The 19114-nt window shown below is 65.6% G+C and carries 16 protein-coding genes; 12 read left to right on the plus strand and 4 right to left on the minus strand.

Translation table 11 applies throughout. From position 1 onward, the window contains the following. Positions 1–3: 3 nt before the first annotated feature. The 3 genes from paaK to paaG are packed head-to-tail and all read right to left on the minus strand — an operon-like array spanning position 4 to position 2577. Complete coding sequence (paaK, locus tag ACK8OU_RS01205; protein WP_410301516.1) at positions 4–1314, minus strand: phenylacetate--CoA ligase PaaK; 1311 nt, start codon at positions 1312–1314, stop codon at positions 4–6. Between the two features lie 28 nt (positions 1315–1342). Next, positions 1343–1768 (minus strand): hydroxyphenylacetyl-CoA thioesterase PaaI, encoded by a 426-nt coding sequence (paaI, locus tag ACK8OU_RS01210; RefSeq protein ID WP_410301990.1) that lies wholly within the window; start codon positions 1766–1768, stop codon positions 1343–1345. Between the two features lie 14 nt (positions 1769–1782). After that, on the minus strand, positions 1783–2577 hold the full coding sequence (paaG, locus tag ACK8OU_RS01215; RefSeq protein ID WP_410301517.1) for a 2-(1,2-epoxy-1,2-dihydrophenyl)acetyl-CoA isomerase PaaG: 795 nt from the start codon (positions 2575–2577) through the stop codon (positions 1783–1785). Positions 2578–2686: 109 nt separating this feature from the next. Between paaG and paaN the strand changes: the two genes are divergently transcribed. From paaN to ACK8OU_RS01275, 12 genes are all read left to right on the plus strand, one after another. Then, the gene (gene paaN / locus ACK8OU_RS01220; RefSeq protein WP_410301518.1) at positions 2687–4351 is read left to right on the plus strand and encodes a phenylacetic acid degradation protein PaaN; all 1665 of its coding nucleotides are present in this window, start codon (positions 2687–2689) and stop codon (positions 4349–4351) included. A gap of 44 nt (positions 4352–4395) precedes the next feature. Beyond that, positions 4396–5550 (plus strand): ABC transporter substrate-binding protein, encoded by a 1155-nt coding sequence (locus tag ACK8OU_RS01225; RefSeq protein WP_410301519.1) that lies wholly within the window; start codon positions 4396–4398, stop codon positions 5548–5550. An 88-nt stretch (positions 5551–5638) separates the two neighbouring features. Continuing rightward, a complete protein-coding gene (locus ACK8OU_RS01230) occupies positions 5639–6511 on the plus strand; it encodes a branched-chain amino acid ABC transporter permease (protein WP_250039440.1) in 873 nt (290 codons plus the stop codon). 2 nt (positions 6512–6513) lie between these two features. Continuing rightward, a complete protein-coding gene (locus ACK8OU_RS01235) occupies positions 6514–7470 on the plus strand; it encodes a branched-chain amino acid ABC transporter permease (RefSeq protein ID WP_410301520.1) in 957 nt (318 codons plus the stop codon). Beyond that, positions 7467–8246, plus strand: coding sequence for an ABC transporter ATP-binding protein (locus tag ACK8OU_RS01240; protein ID WP_410301521.1), 780 nt, complete (start codon positions 7467–7469; stop codon positions 8244–8246). The genes ACK8OU_RS01235 and ACK8OU_RS01240 overlap by 4 nt, the downstream gene beginning before the upstream one ends. Beyond that, entirely contained in the window at positions 8233–8934 is a 702-nt protein-coding gene (locus tag ACK8OU_RS01245; protein ID WP_410301523.1) for an ABC transporter ATP-binding protein, read from the plus strand. Before ACK8OU_RS01240 ends, ACK8OU_RS01245 begins: the two co-directional genes overlap by 14 nt. A gap of 1 nt (position 8935) precedes the next feature. Then, positions 8936–10942, plus strand: a complete 2007-nt coding sequence (locus ACK8OU_RS01250; protein ID WP_410301524.1) for a 3-hydroxyacyl-CoA dehydrogenase NAD-binding domain-containing protein — start codon at positions 8936–8938, stop codon at positions 10940–10942. Between the two features lie 127 nt (positions 10943–11069). After that, entirely contained in the window at positions 11070–12188 is a 1119-nt protein-coding gene (locus ACK8OU_RS01255) for a glycosyltransferase 61 family protein (RefSeq protein WP_410301525.1), read from the plus strand. A 102-nt stretch (positions 12189–12290) separates the two neighbouring features. Continuing rightward, positions 12291–13109 carry a hypothetical protein gene (locus ACK8OU_RS01260; RefSeq protein WP_410301526.1) on the plus strand — a complete coding sequence of 273 codons (819 nt, stop codon included), beginning with the start codon at positions 12291–12293 and terminating at the stop codon, positions 13107–13109. A gap of 5 nt (positions 13110–13114) precedes the next feature. Beyond that, on the plus strand, positions 13115–14941 hold the full coding sequence (locus tag ACK8OU_RS01265; RefSeq protein WP_410301527.1) for a glycosyltransferase family 2 protein: 1827 nt from the start codon (positions 13115–13117) through the stop codon (positions 14939–14941). 28 nt (positions 14942–14969) lie between these two features. Beyond that, entirely contained in the window at positions 14970–15818 is an 849-nt protein-coding gene (locus ACK8OU_RS01270; RefSeq protein ID WP_410301528.1) for a glycosyltransferase family 2 protein, read from the plus strand. A gap of 31 nt (positions 15819–15849) precedes the next feature. Continuing rightward, the gene (locus tag ACK8OU_RS01275; protein WP_410301529.1) at positions 15850–16791 is read left to right on the plus strand and encodes a hypothetical protein; all 942 of its coding nucleotides are present in this window, start codon (positions 15850–15852) and stop codon (positions 16789–16791) included. Positions 16792–16797: 6 nt separating this feature from the next. Here the strand turns inward: ACK8OU_RS01275 and ACK8OU_RS01280 are convergent, their stop codons facing one another. Further along, positions 16798–19104 carry a sulfatase-like hydrolase/transferase gene (locus ACK8OU_RS01280; protein ID WP_410301530.1) on the minus strand — a complete coding sequence of 769 codons (2307 nt, stop codon included), beginning with the start codon at positions 19102–19104 and terminating at the stop codon, positions 16798–16800. Positions 19105–19114 lie beyond the last annotated feature (10 nt).

Genomic DNA, 19114 nt, shown 5'->3' on the forward strand with positions numbered 1-19114 from the left:
GCGTCATTCCTTCGGGCGGTTGTCGATGACGCGCTTGGCCTTCCCTTCGGACCGGGCGATCATTTCGGGATCGCAGACGTTGATCCGGGTCGAGACACCGACCACCGCCTTGATGTGATGGGCCAGTTCCCTGGCCGCGGTGTCGCGTGCGGCGGCCTCGGTGTGGCCGGGGGTGCATTCGACATGGACGGTCAGATTGTCCATCCGGCCCGCACGGGTCAGTTCCAGCTGGAAATGTGGCGCCAGGCCCTTGCACTTGAGGATCTGTTCCTCGATCTGTGTCGGGAACACATTGACCCCGCGCAGGATGATCATGTCGTCGCTGCGCCCGGTGATCTTGTCGATCCGGCGCATGGACCGCGCGGTGCCCGGCAGTAGGCGGGTCAGGTCGCGGGTGCGATAGCGCACCATCGGCAGGCCTTCCTTGGTCAGCGTGGTGAATACCAGTTCGCCCATCTCGCCATCGGGCAGAACCTCGCCTGTCACCGGGTCGATGATTTCGGGGTAGAAGTGGTCTTCCCAGATGTGCAGGCCGTCCTTGGTTTCCACGCATTCCTGCGCGACGCCGGGGCCCATCACCTCGGACAGGCCATAGATGTCCACGGCATGCATGTCGAAGGCGTCCTGAATTTCCTGCCGCATCGCGTTCGTCCAGGGTTCGGCGCCAAAAATCCCGACCTTGAGCGAACTTTCCCGCGGGTCAAGGCCCTGACGCCGGAATTCATCCAGGATCGACAGCATGTAGGATGGCGTGACCATGATGATGCGCGGCTTGAAATCCGTGATCAGTGTGACCTGGCGTTCGGTCTGCCCGCCCGAAATCGGCACCACCGTGCAGCCCAGCCGTTCGGCGCCGTAATGCGCGCCAAGGCCGCCGGTGAACAGGCCGTAGCCATAGGCATTATGCAAGATGTCGCCCGGGCGCCCGCCCGCGGCCCGGATCGAGCGTGCGATCAGGTTGGCCCAGACATCGATGTCATTGGCGGTATAACCCACCACGGTCGGCTTGCCGGTGGTGCCCGACGACCCGTGGATCCGCACCAGTTTCGTCTGCGGTACGGCAAACATGCCGAAGGGATAGGTGTCGCGCAGATCCTGCTTGGTGGTGAAGGGGAACCTGGCAATATCGGCCAGCGTCTTCAGATCTTCGGGATGGACGTCATGGGCGATGAACTGCTTGCGGTAGAAGGGCGAATTCTCGAACGCATGCTTGAGCGAGCGTTTCATCCGGTGGAACTGCAGCGCGGCGATTTCATCGCGCGAGGCGATCTCGATCGGGTCCAGATCCTGCTTGCGGGGGGTTAGGTCTTCCATGGGTCCTCCCTTTGGAATGCGATGCCGGTCATACCGGCAGGTGGGTGCCTTTGACCATGCGCGAATGGCCGCGGAATTCGGCCACCTGCACACCGTCCTGATTGGTGATGCGGATGTCATAGATCCCGGACCGGCCGCGGCGGGAAACCTCGCGCGCGGCGGCGGTCAGCCGGTCGCCGATGCGCACCGGGTTGAGATAGGAGATCGAGCAGTGCTGCCCGACCACCACGTCGTTGTAACTGTTGCAGGCGAAGGCAAAGGCCGAATCGGCCAGCGTGAAGATATAGCCGCCATGGCAATTGCCGTGCCCGTTCGACATGTCGGCGGTGACCGTCATCGACAGCGTGGCCTGCCCCGGGGCGACCTGGTCCAGCGCCATGCCCAGCCGCTGGCTGGCGGAATCGTCGTTCCACATCGCGCGGGCCGATGCCTCGGCCAATTCCTGCGGGGTCATTTTGGCTGCGGGTTTCATTGGCCCCTGAACTCCGGTTTGCGCTTTTCCAGAAAGGCGGTAACGCCTTCGGCATAATCGGCGCTGCGCCCGGCCTGGCGCTGGCAGTCGCGTTCCATGTCCAGCTGGGCATCCAGGCTGTTGGTGGCCGCAGCCTGGATCAGCCGCTTGGTCAGGCCCAGGCCCAGCGTCGGGCCGGCGGCCAGCGATTGCGCCAGCGCGGCGGCCTCGGGCAGCAGCGCATCATCGTCGACGGCCTTCCAGATCAGCCCCCAATCGGCGGCGCGTTCGGCCATCAGCGGTTCGGCCGTCAGCGCCAGCGCCTTGGCGCGCGGTTCGCCCAGAATGCGCGGCAGGTTCCAGGTGCCGCCGGCATCGGGGACCAGCCCGATCCTGGCGAAAGCCTGAATGAATTTCGCCGATTTCGCCGCCAGAACGATGTCGCAGGCCAGCGCGATATTGGCGCCTGCGCCCGCCGCCACACCGTTGACCGCGCAGACCACCGGCTTTTCCAGCGCCCGCAGCAGCCGCAGCGTGGGATTGTAGAAGGTTTCCAGCGTATGGCCCAGATCCGGGGCCGGGCCGCCCTTGCGCGGATCGCGGTCACCAAGGTCCTGGCCTGCGCAGAACCCGCGCCCCGCGCCGGTCAGCAGGACCGCGCGCACATCGGCATCATCATGCGCGCGCTGCAATCCTGCGCGCAGCGCAAGGTGCATGGCCTCATCGAAGGAATTAAGCTTTTCTGGACGGTTCAGCGTCAGGTACAGGACGCCATCGTTCAGCGCCACCAGGACTGTGTCGGATTGGGTCATCGGCAATCTCCCCCTCAGGCCGCGGGCTGACCGGCGGCGTGTAAAAAATTTGTTGCATAGTCCGACCGGCCGGTCAATGATAAAGCTGTTTTGAGGAGGAGGCACCGGCATGAGCAAGCTGTTTGACCGTCATCATGGGCTGTTGAAGGATGCGTTGCGCGCGCTGGAAAGCCGCGGATTCTGGTCGCCTTTTCCAGAGGTTCCAAGCGGCAAGGTCTATGGGGAAACCGCCCGGGCCGAAGGTGATGCCTCGTTTGCCGCGGCGCTTGGCGCGCCCTTTGACCTGCCCGGCCACCCCGAATCAGGTCGTCTTGGGGCCGAGGTTTCGCCCTGGGGGCCGGCGCTGGGAATCACCTATCCGGCTGCTTCGCCCGAAACCCTGATCGCCGCATCCCGGGCTGCCGCCGCGCCCTGGGCGGCTGCCAGCCCCGAAACCCGGGTGGGCATCTGCCTGGAAATTCTGGTGCGGCTGAACCGGATCAGCTTCCTGATGGGCAATGCGGTGATGCACACGACCGGGCAGGCCTTTGCGATGGCCTTCCAGGCGGGCGGGCCGCATGCGCAGGATCGCGGGCTGGAGGCGGTGGCCACCGCCTGGGCGGAAATGATCCGCACGCCCAAAACCGCGATCTGGGAAAAGCCGCAGGGCAAGGCCGCGCCGCTGGTGATCGAAAAGCACTGGCGCGTGGTGCCGCGCGGTGTGGCGCTGGTGATCGGCTGCAACACTTTTCCGACGTGGAATTCCTATCCCGGGCTGTTCGCCAGCCTGGCCACCGGCAACCCGGTGATCGTCAAGCCGCATCCGGGCGCGGTCTTGCCGCTGGCGATCACCGTGCGCATCGCGCGTGAGGTTCTGGCCGAGGCGGGCCTGCCCGCCGATGTGGTTTTGCTGGCCGCTGATCTGGCGCAGGCGCCGATCACGGCTGATCTGGTGCGCGATCCGGCGGTTCGGATCATCGACTACACCGGATCAAACGCCTTTGGCCAATGGGTGCGTGACAATGCCGCGCCGGGTGCGCAGGTCTATACCGAGGAAGCGGGCGTCAATTCCATCGTGATCGCCGCCAGCGATGATTTCGGCGGCATGTGCGCCAATATCGCCTTTTCGCTGTCGCTGTATTCCGGGCAGATGTGCACCTCGCCGCAGGATATCTTTGTGCCGCGCGACGGGATCGACACGGATCAGGGCCGCAAGAGCCTGGATCAGGTGGCCCGGGGCATTGCCGATGCGGTCGATGCGCTGCTGGCGGATCCGGCGCGCGCGGCCGGGGTCTGTGGTGCGATCGCCAACCCGGCCACGCTGGCGCGGGTGGATGCGGCGCGGGCCCAGGGCCGTGTGGTGCGCGACAGCGCGCCGCTGGCCGGGCAGGGGCGCAGCGCCACGCCGCTGATTGTGGCGCTGGACGAGGGCACTGCCGGATCGGCCGCACATGAGGCCGAGTGTTTTGGCCCCGTCGCCTTTGTCGTGCCCGTGGCCGATGCCCGGGCCGGCATTCAGGCCGCCGCCGATCTGGCGCGGCGCAAGGGTGCGATCACCGCTGCGCTCTATGACACCGACGAATCCCGCATCCTGCGCGCCGCCGATGCCTTTGCCGGGGCGGGCGTGAACCTGTCGGTCAATCTGACCGGCAATATCTTTGTCAATCAAAGCGCTGCGTTCAGCGACTACCATGTCACCGGGGCCAACCCGGCGGGTAACGCAAGCCTGACCGACACCGCCTTCGTCACCGGACGGTTCCGCGTGGCGATGTGGCGGCGACCGAAAGCGGCCTGACCGGGCCGCCCCACTGCCAGAGTTCTCTGAGGGAGGAGACCAGCATGAAGACCCTGACCACCACCGCCAGCGCGACCGCGCTTGCCACGCTTATGGCCCTTGGCCTGGCCGGCACCGCCACGGCCGAAATCAAGATCGGCGCCTCGGTGTCCGAAACCGGCCCCGCCGCCTTTCTGGGCGACCCCGAGGCCAAGACGCTGAAGATGCTTGTCGAGGACATCAACGCCAATGGCGGCGTCAACGGCGAGCCGATCGAGCTTGTGATCTATGACGACGGCGGCGATCCGAACAAGGCGCGCACCTTCGCCACCCGCCTGGTCGAGGATGACGAGGTCGTCGCCATCGTCGGCGGCACCACCACCGGCACCTCGATGGCGATCATCCCGGTGGCCGAGGATGCCGAAGTTCCCTTCATCTCGCTGGCCGGCGCGATCGAGATCATCGATCCGGTCAAGCCCTTCGTCTTCAAGACCCCGCATACCGACCGCATGGCCTGTGCCAAGATCTTTGAAGACATGCAGAAGCGGCAGATCAGCAAGATCGGCATGATTTCGGGGACCGACGGCTTTGGCGCCTCGATGCGCAACCAGTGCCTGTCGATCGTGGGCGATTACGGCATCGAGGTGCTGGCCGACGAAAGCTATGGGCCGCAGGATGCCGACATGACCCCGCAGCTGACCAACATCAAGGGCAGCGACGGTATCCAGGCGATCCTGAACCCGGGCTTTGGCCAGGGTCCCTCGATCGTGACGCGCAACTATGCGCAGCTGGCGATAGACCTGCCGCTGTATCAGTCGCATGGCGTCGCCTCGAAAGGGTTCATCGAGCTGGCGGGGGTCGCGGCCGCCGAGGGCGTGCGCCTGCCGGGCAACGCCCTTCTGGTGCCCGACCTGCTGGCCGGGGATGACCCGCAAAAGCCGGTCGTGACCGCCTACAAGACCATGTTCGAGGACAAGACCGGCACGCCGGTCGGCACCTTTGGCGGCTATGCCCATGACGGGCTGCGCATTCTGGTCGATGCCATCACCCGCGCCGGTTCGACCGAGCCCGTGGCGATCCGTGACGCGATCGAGGCGACCTCGGGGCTGGTGGGGACCACCGGCATCTATACGATGTCGTCCGGGGATCACCTGGGCCTGGACCTGTCTGCCTTCCGGATGCTGGAAATCCGCAACGGCGAATGGACCCTGGTTGAGTAATTCATGACGGCCCGGCCCGCCGCGTGCGGGCCGGGCCTTTCCGCGCCGCCCGCGCGCCCCTGTCCCGCCATCGCCGGAGAGCCTCCCGATGCCCGAACTGATGCAATTCCTACTGTCCGGTGTGACGGTCGGCGCGGTCTACGCGCTGGTCGCGCTGGGTTTCACCATCATTTACAACGCCTCTGACGTCGTGAACTTCGCCCAGGGCGAATTCGTGATGCTGGGCGGCATGATCACCGTCTTCGCCTTCAAGGCGGGGTTGCCGCTGCCGCTGGCGGCGCTGATCGCGGTCGCGGTGACGGCGGCGATCGGGGTGGCGCTGAACAAGCTGGCGATCGAGCCGGCACGCGGTGCGCCGGTGGTGTCGCTGATCATCATCACGATTGGCGCCTCGATCTTCATCCGGGGCGTGACGCAGCTGGTCTTTGACAAGCAGCTGCACCGCTTTCCGGCCTTTTCGGGCGATGATCCGATCCGGGTGCTGGGGGCGACGATCCTGCCGCAAAGCCTTTGGGTGATCGCGGGGGCGTTGGCGGTGTTCGTGGGGCTGTGGCTGTTCTTCACCCGCACGCTGATGGGCAAGGCCATCCTGGCTACGTCGAACAACCGGCTGGCGGCGCAGCTGGTGGGGATCAACACCGCCTGGGTTATGACGCTGTCCTTTGCCATGTCGGCGGGCATCGGCGCGCTGGCGGGCGTTCTGGTGACGCCGATCACGCTGGTCAGCTATGACGTGGGCATCGCGCTGGCGTTGAAGGGCTTTGCCGCGGCGATGCTGGGCGGCATGGGCAACCCCAAGGGCGCGCTGGTGGGCGGCATCCTGCTGGGCCTGCTTGAGGCGCTGACCGCGGGCTACATTTCCAGCCAGTACAAGGATGCCGCGGCCTTCATCGTGATCCTTGCGGTACTGTTTGCCATGCCGCAGGGCCTGTTTGGCAAGAAATCCACGGATCGGGTGTGACCATGAAGCTGAGCAACAAGCAAGCGACCCTTCTGGTGCTGGCCCTGCTGATCGCCATCACCCCGTTCTTCTTCCCCTCATCCTACTATTACCGCGTGGGATCACTGATCTTCGTGAACGGCATCGCGGTGACGGGGATGGTCATCCTGATCGGCTATGCCGGCCAGATCAGCCTGGGCCATGCGGGCTTTGCCGGGATCGGCGCCTATACCTGCGCGCTGGCGCCGGTGCATCTGGGCCTGCATCCGGGGCTGGCGCTGGTGCTGGGGGCGGCGATTTCGGCGGCGATGGCCTGGCTGATCGGGCGGCCGATCCTGCGGCTGAGGGGCTATTACCTGGGCGTGGCGACGCTGGGGTTTGGCATTCTGGTGTCGATGGTTCTGGCCAATGAACGCGACATCACCCGTGGTCCCGACGGGATCGAGGTGGCCGATCTGGGCCTGCGGGGCCTGTTGAAGGATATGGGCCTGAACCTGAACAATTCTGAATTCTGGTATGCCTTCACCGGTCTTGCGCTGCTGCTGGGGGCCTGGCTTGCGCTGAACCTGTACAACAGCCCCACGGGCCGGGCGCTGCGCGCGCTGCACGGATCGGAAATCGCCGCGCGCACCGTGGGCGTGGACGTGGCCCGGCTGAAGCTGCAGGCCTTCGTGATTTCGGCGGTCTATGCCTCGGTCTCGGGGTCGCTGCTGGCGCTGCAGAACAAGTTCATCACCCCCGATGTCGCGGGCTACATGCACTCGATCGAAATGGTGACGATGGCGGTTCTGGGGGGCGCGGGATCGGTTCTTGGCGCGATCTTCGGTGCCGGCATCCTGACGATGCTGCCGCAGGTGCTTACGGTTTTTGCCGAATATGAACAGCTGATGCTGGGTCTGGTGATGATGCTGGTGATGATCTTCATGCGCGATGGGCTGCTGCCGTCGGTCCTGCGCCTGATCCGGGGGAGGGGGGAATGAGCCTTTTGCAAGTCGAGGGGCTGGGCATCGAATTCGGCGGCGTGCGTGCCGTCCACGATGTCAGCTTCGCCATGAAACCGGGCGAGATCGTCTCGGTCATCGGGCCCAATGGCGCGGGCAAGACCACGCTGTTCAACATGATTTCGGGCGTGTACCTGCCCGGCTCGGGCCGGGTCAGGCTGGACGGCGAGGACGTGACCGGCATGAGCCCGCATCTGCTGGCGCGCCGGGGCCTGTCGCGTACCTTCCAGAATCTGCAGATCTTTCAGCAGATGACGGTGCTGGAAAATGCGATCGCGGGCTATCACCTGCAGGAAAGCGGGCATCTGCTGGCTGATCTGCTGAACCTGCCCGCCTCGCGGCGCCGGGCGCAGGTCGCGCGCGAAGGTGCGCAGAAACTGCTGGACCGCGTGGGCCTTGGCCGCGCCGCCGAGCATGAGGCGGGAAACCTGTCCTATGGCGCGCTCAAGCGGCTGGAAATCGCGCGCGCGCTGGCGCTGAAGCCGCGGGTGCTGTTGCTGGATGAACCGGCGGCGGGCTGCAACGCGGTCGAGACCGAAGAAATCGACCACCTGATCGCCGAGGTCGCCGCCGAGGGCGTGGCGATCCTGCTGGTCGAGCATGACATGAAAATGGTCATGCGCATTTCCAACCATATCGTGGTGCTGGACCATGGCGAGAAGATCGCCGAGGGCGACCCGGCCACGGTCAGCCGCAACCCCGATGTGATCGCGGCCTATCTTGGAACGCAGGAGGCTGCCGATGCTGACGGTTGAGGGGCTGCGGTCGCGCTATGGCCGCATCGAGGTGCTGCATGGCATCGATCTGTCCGTGAATTCGGGCGAAATCGTCACCGTGGTGGGGGCCAACGGTGCGGGCAAGACCACGCTTTTGCGTTGCATTTCCGGGGTGCAGCCGGTCACCGGCGGGTCGGTCACCTTCCGGGGCGAGATCATCACCCAGGTGCCGGGCTTCAAGCGCCTGCGCCGGGGGCTTGCGCAATCGCCCGAGGGGCGGCAGATCTTTACCAACCTGACGGTTGAGGAAAATCTGCGGCTGGGCGCGTTCCTGTTTTCCGATGACCGGGTAGAACGCGACATGGAAGACGCCTTCCAGATGTTCCCGATCCTGAAACAGAAACGCAACCAGGCGGCGGGCGGCCTGTCGGGCGGGCAACAGCAGATGCTGGCAATCGCGCGCGCGCTGATGGGGCGGCCGTCGTGCCTTTTGCTGGATGAACCCTCGATGGGGCTGGCGCCGATCCTGGTGCAGCAGATCTTCGATGTGGTCAGCGGGCTGAAACAACTTGACGTGACCGTGCTTCTGGTCGAACAGAACGCGTTCGGGGCGCTGAAGATTGCCGATCGCGGCTATGTCATGGAGACGGGCCGCATCAGCATCGAAGGACCGGCGGCCGACCTGATCGCCGATCCGCGTATCCGCGAAGCCTATCTGGGGATTTGACATGACCGTATCCATCGCGCGCGAAGGCGCCATTGCTGTCGTCACCATCGACAACCCGCCCGTCAACGCGCTGTCGCAGGCGCTGCGGCAGGGGCTGTGGGATGCGGTGGGCGCGCTGGATGCGGACCCGGATGTTCGCGCGGTCGTGCTGATTTGCGCGGGGCGCACCTTCATCGCCGGCGCCGATGTCAGCGAATTCGGCAAGCCGCCGATGGAACCGTATCTGCCCGATCTGGTCGCGCGGATCGAGGCTGCGGGCAAGCCATGGATCGCGGCGATCCACGGATCGGCGCTGGGTGGCGGGCTTGAGGTCGCCTTGGGCTGCCGGTTCCGCGTCGCCGTGTCGTCGGCGGCGCTGGGCCTGCCCGAGGTGACGCTGGGTATCGTGCCCGGCGCAGGGGGCACGGTGCGCACCCCGCGCCTTGTCGGCGCCGTCGAGGCGGCGGCCATGGCGACCACGGGCAAGCCGGTCAAGGCGGCCCGGGCGCTGGTGACCGGCCTGATCGACCAGATCATCGAGGGCGATCTGCGCACAGGTGCCGTGGCCTTTGCCGAAGCGGCGCTGAACGCGCCGCTGCCCGCGCCGGTCTGCGCGCGCGACCCTGCGCCGGCCCCCGAAGGCTTCTGGACGACGCAAGAGACGGCCGTGGCCAAGGGCGCCAAGGGCGCGGTGGCGCCGCTGCGGGCGCTTGAATGTGTGAAACGCGCCGTCACGGGCGATTTCGCCGCCGCCATGACGCATGAGCGGGACACTTTCCTTGACCTGCGCGGATCGGATCAGGCCGCAGCCCTGCGCCATGTGTTTTTTGCCGAACGTGCCGCACCGCGCCCGGCGGCGTTGGCCGGTGTGACCGCGCGCGTGATTGCCACCAGCGCGGTGATCGGCGGCGGGACGATGGGCGCAGGCATCGTCGCGGCCCTGCGCGATGCCGGCCTGCCGGTGGTGCTGATCGAACGCGATGACGAGGCGGTTGCCCGCGGTCTGGCCAATCTGGCCACTATCTTTGACGGCGCGGTCAGGCGCGGCCGCCTGACCGAGGCGCAGGCCGCCGATCGCATGGCCGGGGTGACCGGCAGCACCGATTACGCCGCACTGGCCGATATCGACCTGGTCATCGAGGCGGTGTTCGAGGAAATCGGCGTCAAGCGTGCGGTCTTTGCCGAACTGGGCCGGGTTTGCCGCCCCGATGCGATCCTGGCGACCAACACATCCTATCTGGACCCGCGCGCCATTGCCGAAGGCCTGCCCCATCCCGAACGCTTCCTGGGGCTGCATTTCTTCAGCCCGGCCAATGTGATGAAGCTGCTGGAAATCGTGCCGACGCCCGACACCACGCCGCAGGTGCTGGCCAGCGGGTTCGCGCTGGCGCGCAGCCTGGGCAAGATGCCGGTGCAGGCGGGGATTTGCGACGGCTTCATCGGCAACCGCATCCTGAAACGCTATCGTGCCGCGGCCGAGACGCTGGTCCGCCAGGGTATCGCCATTGCCGAGGTGGATGCGGCGATGCGCGGCTTTGGCCTGGCGATGGGGCCGTTCGAGGCCCAGGATCTGGGCGGGCTCGACATCGCCTTTCTGCAACGTGAAGGCGCGCGCGCGCGCGGCGAGGACGTGCCCGGAATGCTGGGCGACATTCTGGTGCGCGCGGGCCGCAAGGGGCAAAAGACCGGCGGTGGCTGGTATGATTATGCGCCGGGTGAACGCAAGCCTGTGGCCTCGGATACGGTGGCAGGGTTGCTGGCCACGCAGATCGCCCCCGGCGCGGCGCTGGACCGTGCGGCGATTGCGGCACGGCTGGTGGCCGAAATGGCCGAGGAAGGCGCCGCGATCCTGGCCGAAGGCATCGCGCACAAGGCCGCGGATATCGATCTGGTGAAGATCCACGGCTATGGCTTCCCGCGCTGGCGGGGCGGGCCGATGTTCCATGCGATCCGCCGCGGGATCGGCGGGCTGGCGCAGGATCTGGGCCGCGCGCCCGCGCCGGTGCTGGCGGCGTTGCTGGGTGGCTGACGCGGCAGTCCGGGCCGACCGGCGGGGGCGGGCGCGATCTGTGATCCGCTGCCAAAGCGGATTGAGCGCGGGGGCCGGATCGGGCACAAGGGGGGCGTAAACGTTGCCCTGTTATCCCGGAGCCCGCATGCGCTTTGATCCCGACCTTCCGCTGGCCGCGCGTGTTCGCATCGTCGAAAATGCGCTGATCGTGCCCTTTGGCGCCGGCAAGGCCGGCGGCATCCGCCGCCCCGCGGGCGTCTATGACGCCGATGGCGCCTATCTGGCGGATGGTCAGTGCTTTCGCAATTCGCGCCAGCCCACCACGATCGAACCGGCAGGCCCGCCGCCCGTGCCGGATGGCGACACGCTGCCGGGCCTGTGGCTTTACGGTGGGATGCTTTACAATCATTTTGGTCATTTCTTGCTGGAATCCACCGGCCGGCTGTGGGCGGCGGGGATGGTGGATGAAAAGGTCCGGGGCGAGCTGTTCCTGCTGAAAAAGCAGGTCACGCGGCCCAACCGCTTCATCCGGCCGATGCGCCCGATGCTGTCGCTGTTCGGGGCGCGCCACAAACGCGCGCAGGGCGTGATCGCGCCGGTGCGGGTGGAACGGCTGGTGCTGGCACCGCAGGGCTTTGGCACCGGCGACATGATCGCCGCCTGCCCGGAATTCCGCGCCCATGTCAAACGCCATCTGGGCCGCACTATCGCGCCCGATGGCCCCGAGTGCATCTATATCTCGCGCACGCGGCTGTTTTCCAAGCGCGGGCGCTATTTCGGCGAGACGCATCTGGAACGCCTGTTCCAGGCCGAGGGCTACAGCATCTATCACCCCCAGGAACATCCGGTCGAGGCGCAGATCGCGCAGTACAAGGCCGCCAGGGTGATCGTGTCCAGCGATTCATCCGCCTTGCATCTGGCTGCCTTCTTCGCCGGGCCACAGGATCGCGTGGGCATCATCCTGCGCCGGCCCGGTGACACGATCGAGGATTACCTGACCCAGTATCGCCATTTCGCCGGGCTGGAACCCGATGTCATCGATGCGCTGTCGGGGCGCTATTACCAGTTCGCAGGCGCCCAGCCGTCGCAGAAAAGCGAGATCTATTCCGAACTGGATTTTCCCGCGCTGGGCCGCGATCTGGCCGCGCGGGGGTTCATCGGCGGTCCTGATCGCTGGGCACCGCTGCCGCCCGGCGCGATCGCCGCCGAACGCGACGACCTGGCCGCGCGGCTTGGCACGCAGATTGTGCCGATGGCGGGCTGATGGCCCCATCACAAGCCTTTTCCGGGCGCCCCGATTGGTCTATGCCTGCGGCGTCTGTCGTATTTGCGCCGCTTTTGGGCGCTGTTATCCGGGTACCTGCGCATGAATATGTCCCGCCGTCCTGTCGCCTCGCTCTGGATCGGGCCGAAGCTTCACTATCTTAACCAGCTTTGCCTGAAATCACATCTGCGGCACGGTCATCCGGTCACGCTGTATTGCACCGACGCGGTCGACAATGCGCCCGAGGGGGTGCAGATCCGCCCCGCCACCGAGATCATGGATATCGACATGACCCTGGTTGCGGCGACCTCGGCCTCGTTCCTGTCGAATGTGTTTCGCTACAAGATGATCCGCAAGACCGGCGCGCTGTGGATCGATTGCGATGCCTTCTGCCACAAGCCCTTTCCCGATGAATGGGACTTTGTCTTTGCCGGGCACGGCATGCGCGGGGCGCTGAACTGCGGGGTCGTGGGGCTGCCGCAGCACTGCGCGCTGATGGATCAGCTGCTGGATTACTATGACAACCTGCCCGATTATCCCGCCTGGTGGAACAAGCGCCAGCGCAAGCAGATGGACAAGCTGCGTGAAAAGGGCGGCATGAGCCATGGCGAGATGATCTATAAAACCGAGCGCACCGCCTTTGGACCGCAGGCCTTCACCTGGTTTGCCCAGCAGACCGGCGATATCGAAAAGGCGATGACGCCGGATGTGTTGTACCCTGTTCCATTTCAGCTGAACGATGTGTTCTTTGACCCCCATGGCCGGGTTGAAGGGCATTTCACCGACCAGACCGTCAGCGTGCACCTGTATACCAACGGCACCAAGCCCTGGTGGCGCAAGAACCCGCCGCTGCCCAATTCCTACGTCGCGCGCATGTGCGCCGAGGTCGGGATCACCCCGGAAGCGGCGCTGGAAGACTAGGGCCGATGGCGCTGGCCCGGCATCAAAGCCCGCACGGCACCGTGATGGCGGTGTCGATGATGAAGGATGAGGCGCCGTTCCTGCTGGAATGGTTCGCCCATCATCTGGCCGTGGGCTTTACCGATATCCTTGTCTATACCAACGACTGCACCGACGGCACGGTCGAGATGCTGCAGCGCCTTGAGGAACTGGGCCTGGGCTATCACCGCCCGAACGTGATCCCCGAAGGGATCAAGCCCCAGCCCTCGGCGCTGGCCCATGCCGAGGCCGAACCGCTGGTGGCGGCGGCCGATTGGGTGATGGTGTTCGATGCCGATGAATTCCTGTGCATCAACCACCCCTCGGGCACGATCGACGGGATGCTGGATGACGCGGTGGCGCGCGGGGCCAATGGCATCGTCATCACCTGGCGCATCTTTGGGTCGGGCTTTGTGGTGGACTGGTCGCGCGACCCGGTGACCGGGCAATATCTGTATGCCGCGCCGCCGCTGTGGCGCATGGGCTGGGGCGTCAAGACGCTGTTCAAATACGACCCCGAATACTGGAAGCTGGGCATCCACCGCCCCAAGATCCGCAACAAGCACATCGACACCGGTTTTCCCGATCAGGTGCATTGGCTGAATGGATCGGGCCAGCCGATGGAGGATTATTTCCGCTTTCGCGGCTGGCGGTCGATCCGGCGCACGCTGGGCTATGACTGGGCGCAGCTGAACCATTATGCGGTGAAATCGGTGGACAGCTATGCGATCCGCAAGTTCCGCGGCAACGTCAACAACAAGAAAGACAAATACAACGCCGATTACTGGGCGCTGCAGGACCGCAATGAGGTGCGCGACGACAAGATCCTGCGCCATGCCGCGCGGCGCGGCGACATCATGGCGCAATTGCTGGCCGATCCGGTGCTGGCACGGCTGCATTACGCCGCGCTGGACCGGGTTGAGGCGCGCCTGGCCGAATACAAGCAGACCGAGGCCTATGCCGACCTGAAGGCGGGCCTGCTGGCGGCGGGTCAGGTGCCGATCACCCAGGTCACCGCCAAGCCGCCGCAGCCGCGCGATCCGCTGAAGATCGCGGCGCTGATGTCCGATGTCGAAAAGCGCGCGCGCGCCCGCCCCATCGCGGAACGGCGCAGCAAACCGTCCGGGGAATTCGGCGATCTGACCGGCAGCCCCTTTCTGCCCGGCCCGGTTGATTTCGGCCTGCCGGTGGCGCTGGAACAGGTGGACAATCGCGGCATCACCGTGCCGGCGGATCCGCGGCTGTTCGCCCCCGACGCGCTGGAGGCGCTGCGCGCGGGCAAGTTCGAACGCCGCGCCGCGCGCCATATCGCCGCCCATATCGAAGGCTGCGCGCGGCTGCTGGATGCGACGGGGGGCTTTGGTCTGGTTGCGATGATGGGCCTGCGCGCCCATCCGGGGCTGCAGGCGATGGTGCAGGGCGCGCGCGCCGATCTGATCGCCTTTTCCCGCCAGGTGGGCGCGCTGAACGGCCTGTCGGACCGGCTGCGCCATGCCACCGGCCCGTTGGTGCTGGCGGGGGACGACGCGACCAGCGGCGCCCGGGGGCTGGCACATTGCCTGGCCGATTTCCGCCCCGACGTGCTGCGCCTGTCGGCCTGCGCGCTGGATGCGGCGATGGTTCGGCCCGACTGGCTTGCGCCGCTGCGCCGCGTGATCCTGCTGCCCGAGGGCGCAAGTGAACAGGGGCTGGCCGACTGGGACAGGCTGCTGTCCGACGCCGGTCTGCGGCGCGGGGGCGCAGGGGACGCGCCGGCAGGCGGGGCCTATCGACGCGACCCGGCGGGGCCCGGGGCGGAACAGGATAGCTTGTGAGGGGGCCTGCGGTTGCGGGTGAAATTAGATGGTAAAAGAACTTGCCTGTGCCGTGACCCATGTCCGACAGGAAACCTATTTTCTTCAGAAGTGGATCGATCACTACGCCCCAATCGTGGGCCGCAAGAACCTTCATGTCGTTCTTGATGGTTCGGACTGGGAACCCAAGGTTGACCTGACTGGACTGAATGTCGAGGTGGTCGAGGGTGCGCCACGGGCGCGAATCCGCAATGATCGTTTTATCGCAAAGGAAATGTCGGCGCGTGCAAATCGGCTTCGCAAGTCCTATCGCTATGTTTTGCGGATGGATTGCGATGAGTTTGTCGTGCTGGACCCAGCTTGGGGCGGCGATTGGGCACAGGCGCTCGATGAAGTGGATGAGGATGGCTATATCTTCGCCTTGGGTCTGGACGTGGTCCAGCGCGGTCGGGATTTGCCGCCCATAGAACGAAGCCGGCCGACTTTGCTTCAACGTCCGCACGCGGTGATTACGGGCCTTTATTCAAAGCCCTTCGTGATAAGCCGCTGGAACAATTGGACCGGCGGGGCGCATCGGCTGATTAACCGTACCGTCAAGATGTCGGATCGGTTTGTCATGTTTCACTTGGCGTTGAGCGATCAGTCGGTCGCGGTCGAACGGCACACCGCGCGGGGCGGAGACGGTCAGCACGCTTCCCATGTCAATTATATAGACGAGCGCCTTGCGCTGATCGAGGCCGCTGCGGGTAATCCTGTCGGCGATTTCAACGTTGTGGCAGCAGCGGCGCGTCATGATTTTGCTGTGAACGAAAACGGCGAGGCGCGTACCCGCCCGCCACCGCAAAGTGATCCGGCGTGGACCGTGCGCATCCCCGATCGCTTCCTGAACCTTGTCTGACCGATGTGCACCCGATCATGAGATGGTCCCAATGACAGATACCTCCTTCATCTTCGTCGCTGATGGGCCGCGCTTTGAAGATCCGGCTGTGATCCTTGCCGGGTCGATCCGCGTGCAACATGGCGATGCCGCCGCGATTCATGCCTATTGCCCGGAAGAAAAGGCGCAGACCCTGTCCGCCTTTTTCCGTGCGGCAATGGCGGAACTTGGCGTCCAGATCAGCCCGATCCCCGCGGGCCCGTCGCCCTTTGCCGAACCCTATCCGCATGGCAACAAGATTCTTGCCGCCGCGCAGCCGCGTTCGGGCGCCCGAACGGTGTTCCTGGATACGGATACCGTCCTGTTGGCGCCGCTTGTCCGGAAACAGGCACAGACTTTGGTTGCCGCCGTGCCCGAGGGGGTTCCGACATGGGGCCGCCACACCGGGGACTGGGCACCGGTCTATGCCCATTTCGGCTTGCCGCTTCCCGATGCGCGGGTGCGACTGTGTCGCGGGCGCCGGATTGAGGTGTTGCCTTATTTCAATGCCGGTTTTCTGAGCTTTCCCGAGCATGGATCGCACGGACAGCGGTTCGGCAAGCTCTGGCTTGAAACCGCGGCGGAAATAGATCACCGGCTTGATATTCCCAACAAGCGCCCGTGGCTTGATCAGATCGCCCTGCCAATCGCAATCGCCCGCAGCCAGATCGGTTGGGAAGCATGGCCCGAGAAATTCAATTATTCGCTGTATCGGCGACAATTCCCGATCGAGGCCGACCGGGCTCTGGTGCATTATCATCTGCCCAGCCTGTTTCGGGCGGATATCGGTTGCATGCGCGCCTACCGCTCTGTCTTGCGGCTTTTGCCGGCTGAGCTGGCGCGTGAATTGCGTCAGCGCGCGCCGGCTTTCGAAATGCCCGGTCGTGGCCGTGCCCGTGCGGATTTCATGCCGGTTCTGGATCTGGATGCCCCGGATCAACCACAGCCCGACTGACCCCCGTTAGTCCCGCATCTCGACTTGGCGCAGGATGTCCGCGTCTTCGGGGGCGTCGGTGATGATCAGGCAGGATGTGCCGTGCGACAGCATCACGCCGCCCTCGGGCAGGGGGCGCAGGTCGGGGCGGGCGGGCCAGCGGGTCAGGTCATAGTGCTGCGCGGGGTCCCAGCCGGTCAGCGCGACGGTGGCGCCGTAATCCAGTTCCAGCCGTTTCGCCCCGGGGCCGGCGGTGATGCGGTTGGGACCGGGGCCGATGTGCAGCCGGTGGTCGCCCTCGGACAGGGTGATCCGGTTGCGCCCCGGGCCGGTGTGAATTTCGGACGCGCCCTCGCCATCCTCGATCACGTCATTGCCGGGGCCGGCGTGGATCAGGTTGCGCCCGGTGCCGCCGCGGATCAGGTCATCGCCCGCGCCGCCCTGCAACGTGTCATTGCCCCGCCCGCCGATCAGCGTGTCATTGCCCGACCCGCCGTAAAAGGCGTGGCGATCCTTGGGCCGCTTGCCGGTGGCGACCAGCAGGTCATCGCCCTCGCCGCCGAAAAAGGTGGCACCGCCGTATTTCGGGCCGGTCATCACATCATCGCCGTTTGATCCCACCACATGCACCGCCACCCGTTCCGAGGTTTCGAACCGGAACGGGCTGTCGGGATGGGCCACGATGCGCAGCGTCTTGCCTGCGCGGGGGGTGGTGCCTTCGGTGCGGGCGACGACGGTGGCGATGCGCAGTTCCTCGACATGGGGGGGCATGTGCAGGGTGAAATCGTCGGGCCCGCCCAGATACCACAGCACATCATGCCCGCCATCGGCGGTTTCGCGGATGTTTTCCGCAGCCGCCCCATAGGCCCAGTAGTGATTGTCCCCCGCGCCGCCCGCCAGCACGACAGACCCATCAACCGCCAGCATCGCATTGACACCTGCGGCGGGGTTTTCATGCCCGCGCAGATCCAGCCCCAGATCCAGCGCGCCGCGGACCAGTTCGTCGCGCAGCCGGTCCAGTGGCGCGGTATCCGCCAGGTTCTGCGTCTCGCCGGGGTCGGCCACGATGTCATAGACATGTTCCTCCCCGTTCGGATAGCGGAAATAGCGCAGGTGGCACAGATCGGGCGCCGTGGGCCGCACCGACAGCGTGCCAAAGACCGAGGTGACGGGCGATTTCGTCCGGTCATAGCTGCCGAAGCTGTCATCGATCAGCGGCAGCAGGCTTTGCCCCGACACCCAGTCGGCGCGGCGCGGCAGGCCGGCCAGATCCAGGATCGTGCAGGGCAGGTTGTGCAGCGAAACCGGCAGGTCGGTGACCTGCCCGGCCGCCATCCGCGGGTTCCAGATGCACAGCGGCACATGGGCCGCGCTGTCCCACTGGCTCATCTTGTGGAAACTGTCGTGGTTGCCCAGGTTGAAGCCGTTGTCGGACAGGAAGATCACGGTGGTATTGCCGCCCAGGGCCGAGGCCGCCAGCGCATCCAGAAACCGGCCGATTTCGTGGTCGACATGCGAACAGGCCGCGAAATAGGCGCGCACGACCTGGCGCCAGCCTTCATCCCCGGCCTTTTCCGGGGTCCAGTTGCCATTGGCGATATAGGCTGCCTCATAGACGGCAAAGCCCGGCTGGGGGCCGTGGAAATCCTCGGGCGCGGCGATCGAGGGCCAGCGGATCGCGGCCGCGTCATACATCTGGTAGAAGCGGTCGGGACAGTCCAGGTTCATATGCGGATGCTTGAACCCCAGCTGAATCAGGTGGCGCCGGGACGGATCGGCGCGGCCCAGATGGTCGATGGCATTCTGCGCCACCCAATAGTCATAAAAGCGGTCGTCCTGCGATCCGTCGTCATCGGGATGGTTGATTCCGGCGATGCCCGGCCCCTTGCCGCCCAGATATTCCTTGACGCCCCGGCGCCGGCCCCGGTCGGATGCCTCGGGTTCCTCGTGAAACAGGATCCGGCGATAGTCTTCGGGCATGGGTTTGTAATTGCTGTCCACCTTGCCGGTGGTGAAATTGTAGAACCCCGCGCGGCGCAGATCATAGGCCCAGGCACGTTCGGGCGGCATCACATCGCGCCAGAAGCGGTTCAGGTCGACCAGCCCCGTGCGATAGGGCGACAGGCCGGTGGCGATTTCCGCACGGCAGGGCGCGCAAAGCGGCACGGTGGCGTAGGTATTGGCAAAGCGCACGCCGCGCGCCATCAGCCGGTCGATGTTTGGGGTCTGGATCGTCACCCCGAAGGCATCGCGCCAGGTGAAGATGTCGATCATGTCATCGACCCAGATCAGGCAGATGTTGTCGGTGCGGATCGTTTCCCGGTCAAAGGCCATGATCGCGGCT

This window comes from Pontitalea aquivivens (genome assembly GCF_046507575.1).
Lineage (GTDB): Bacteria > Pseudomonadota > Alphaproteobacteria > Rhodobacterales > Rhodobacteraceae > Pontitalea > Pontitalea aquivivens.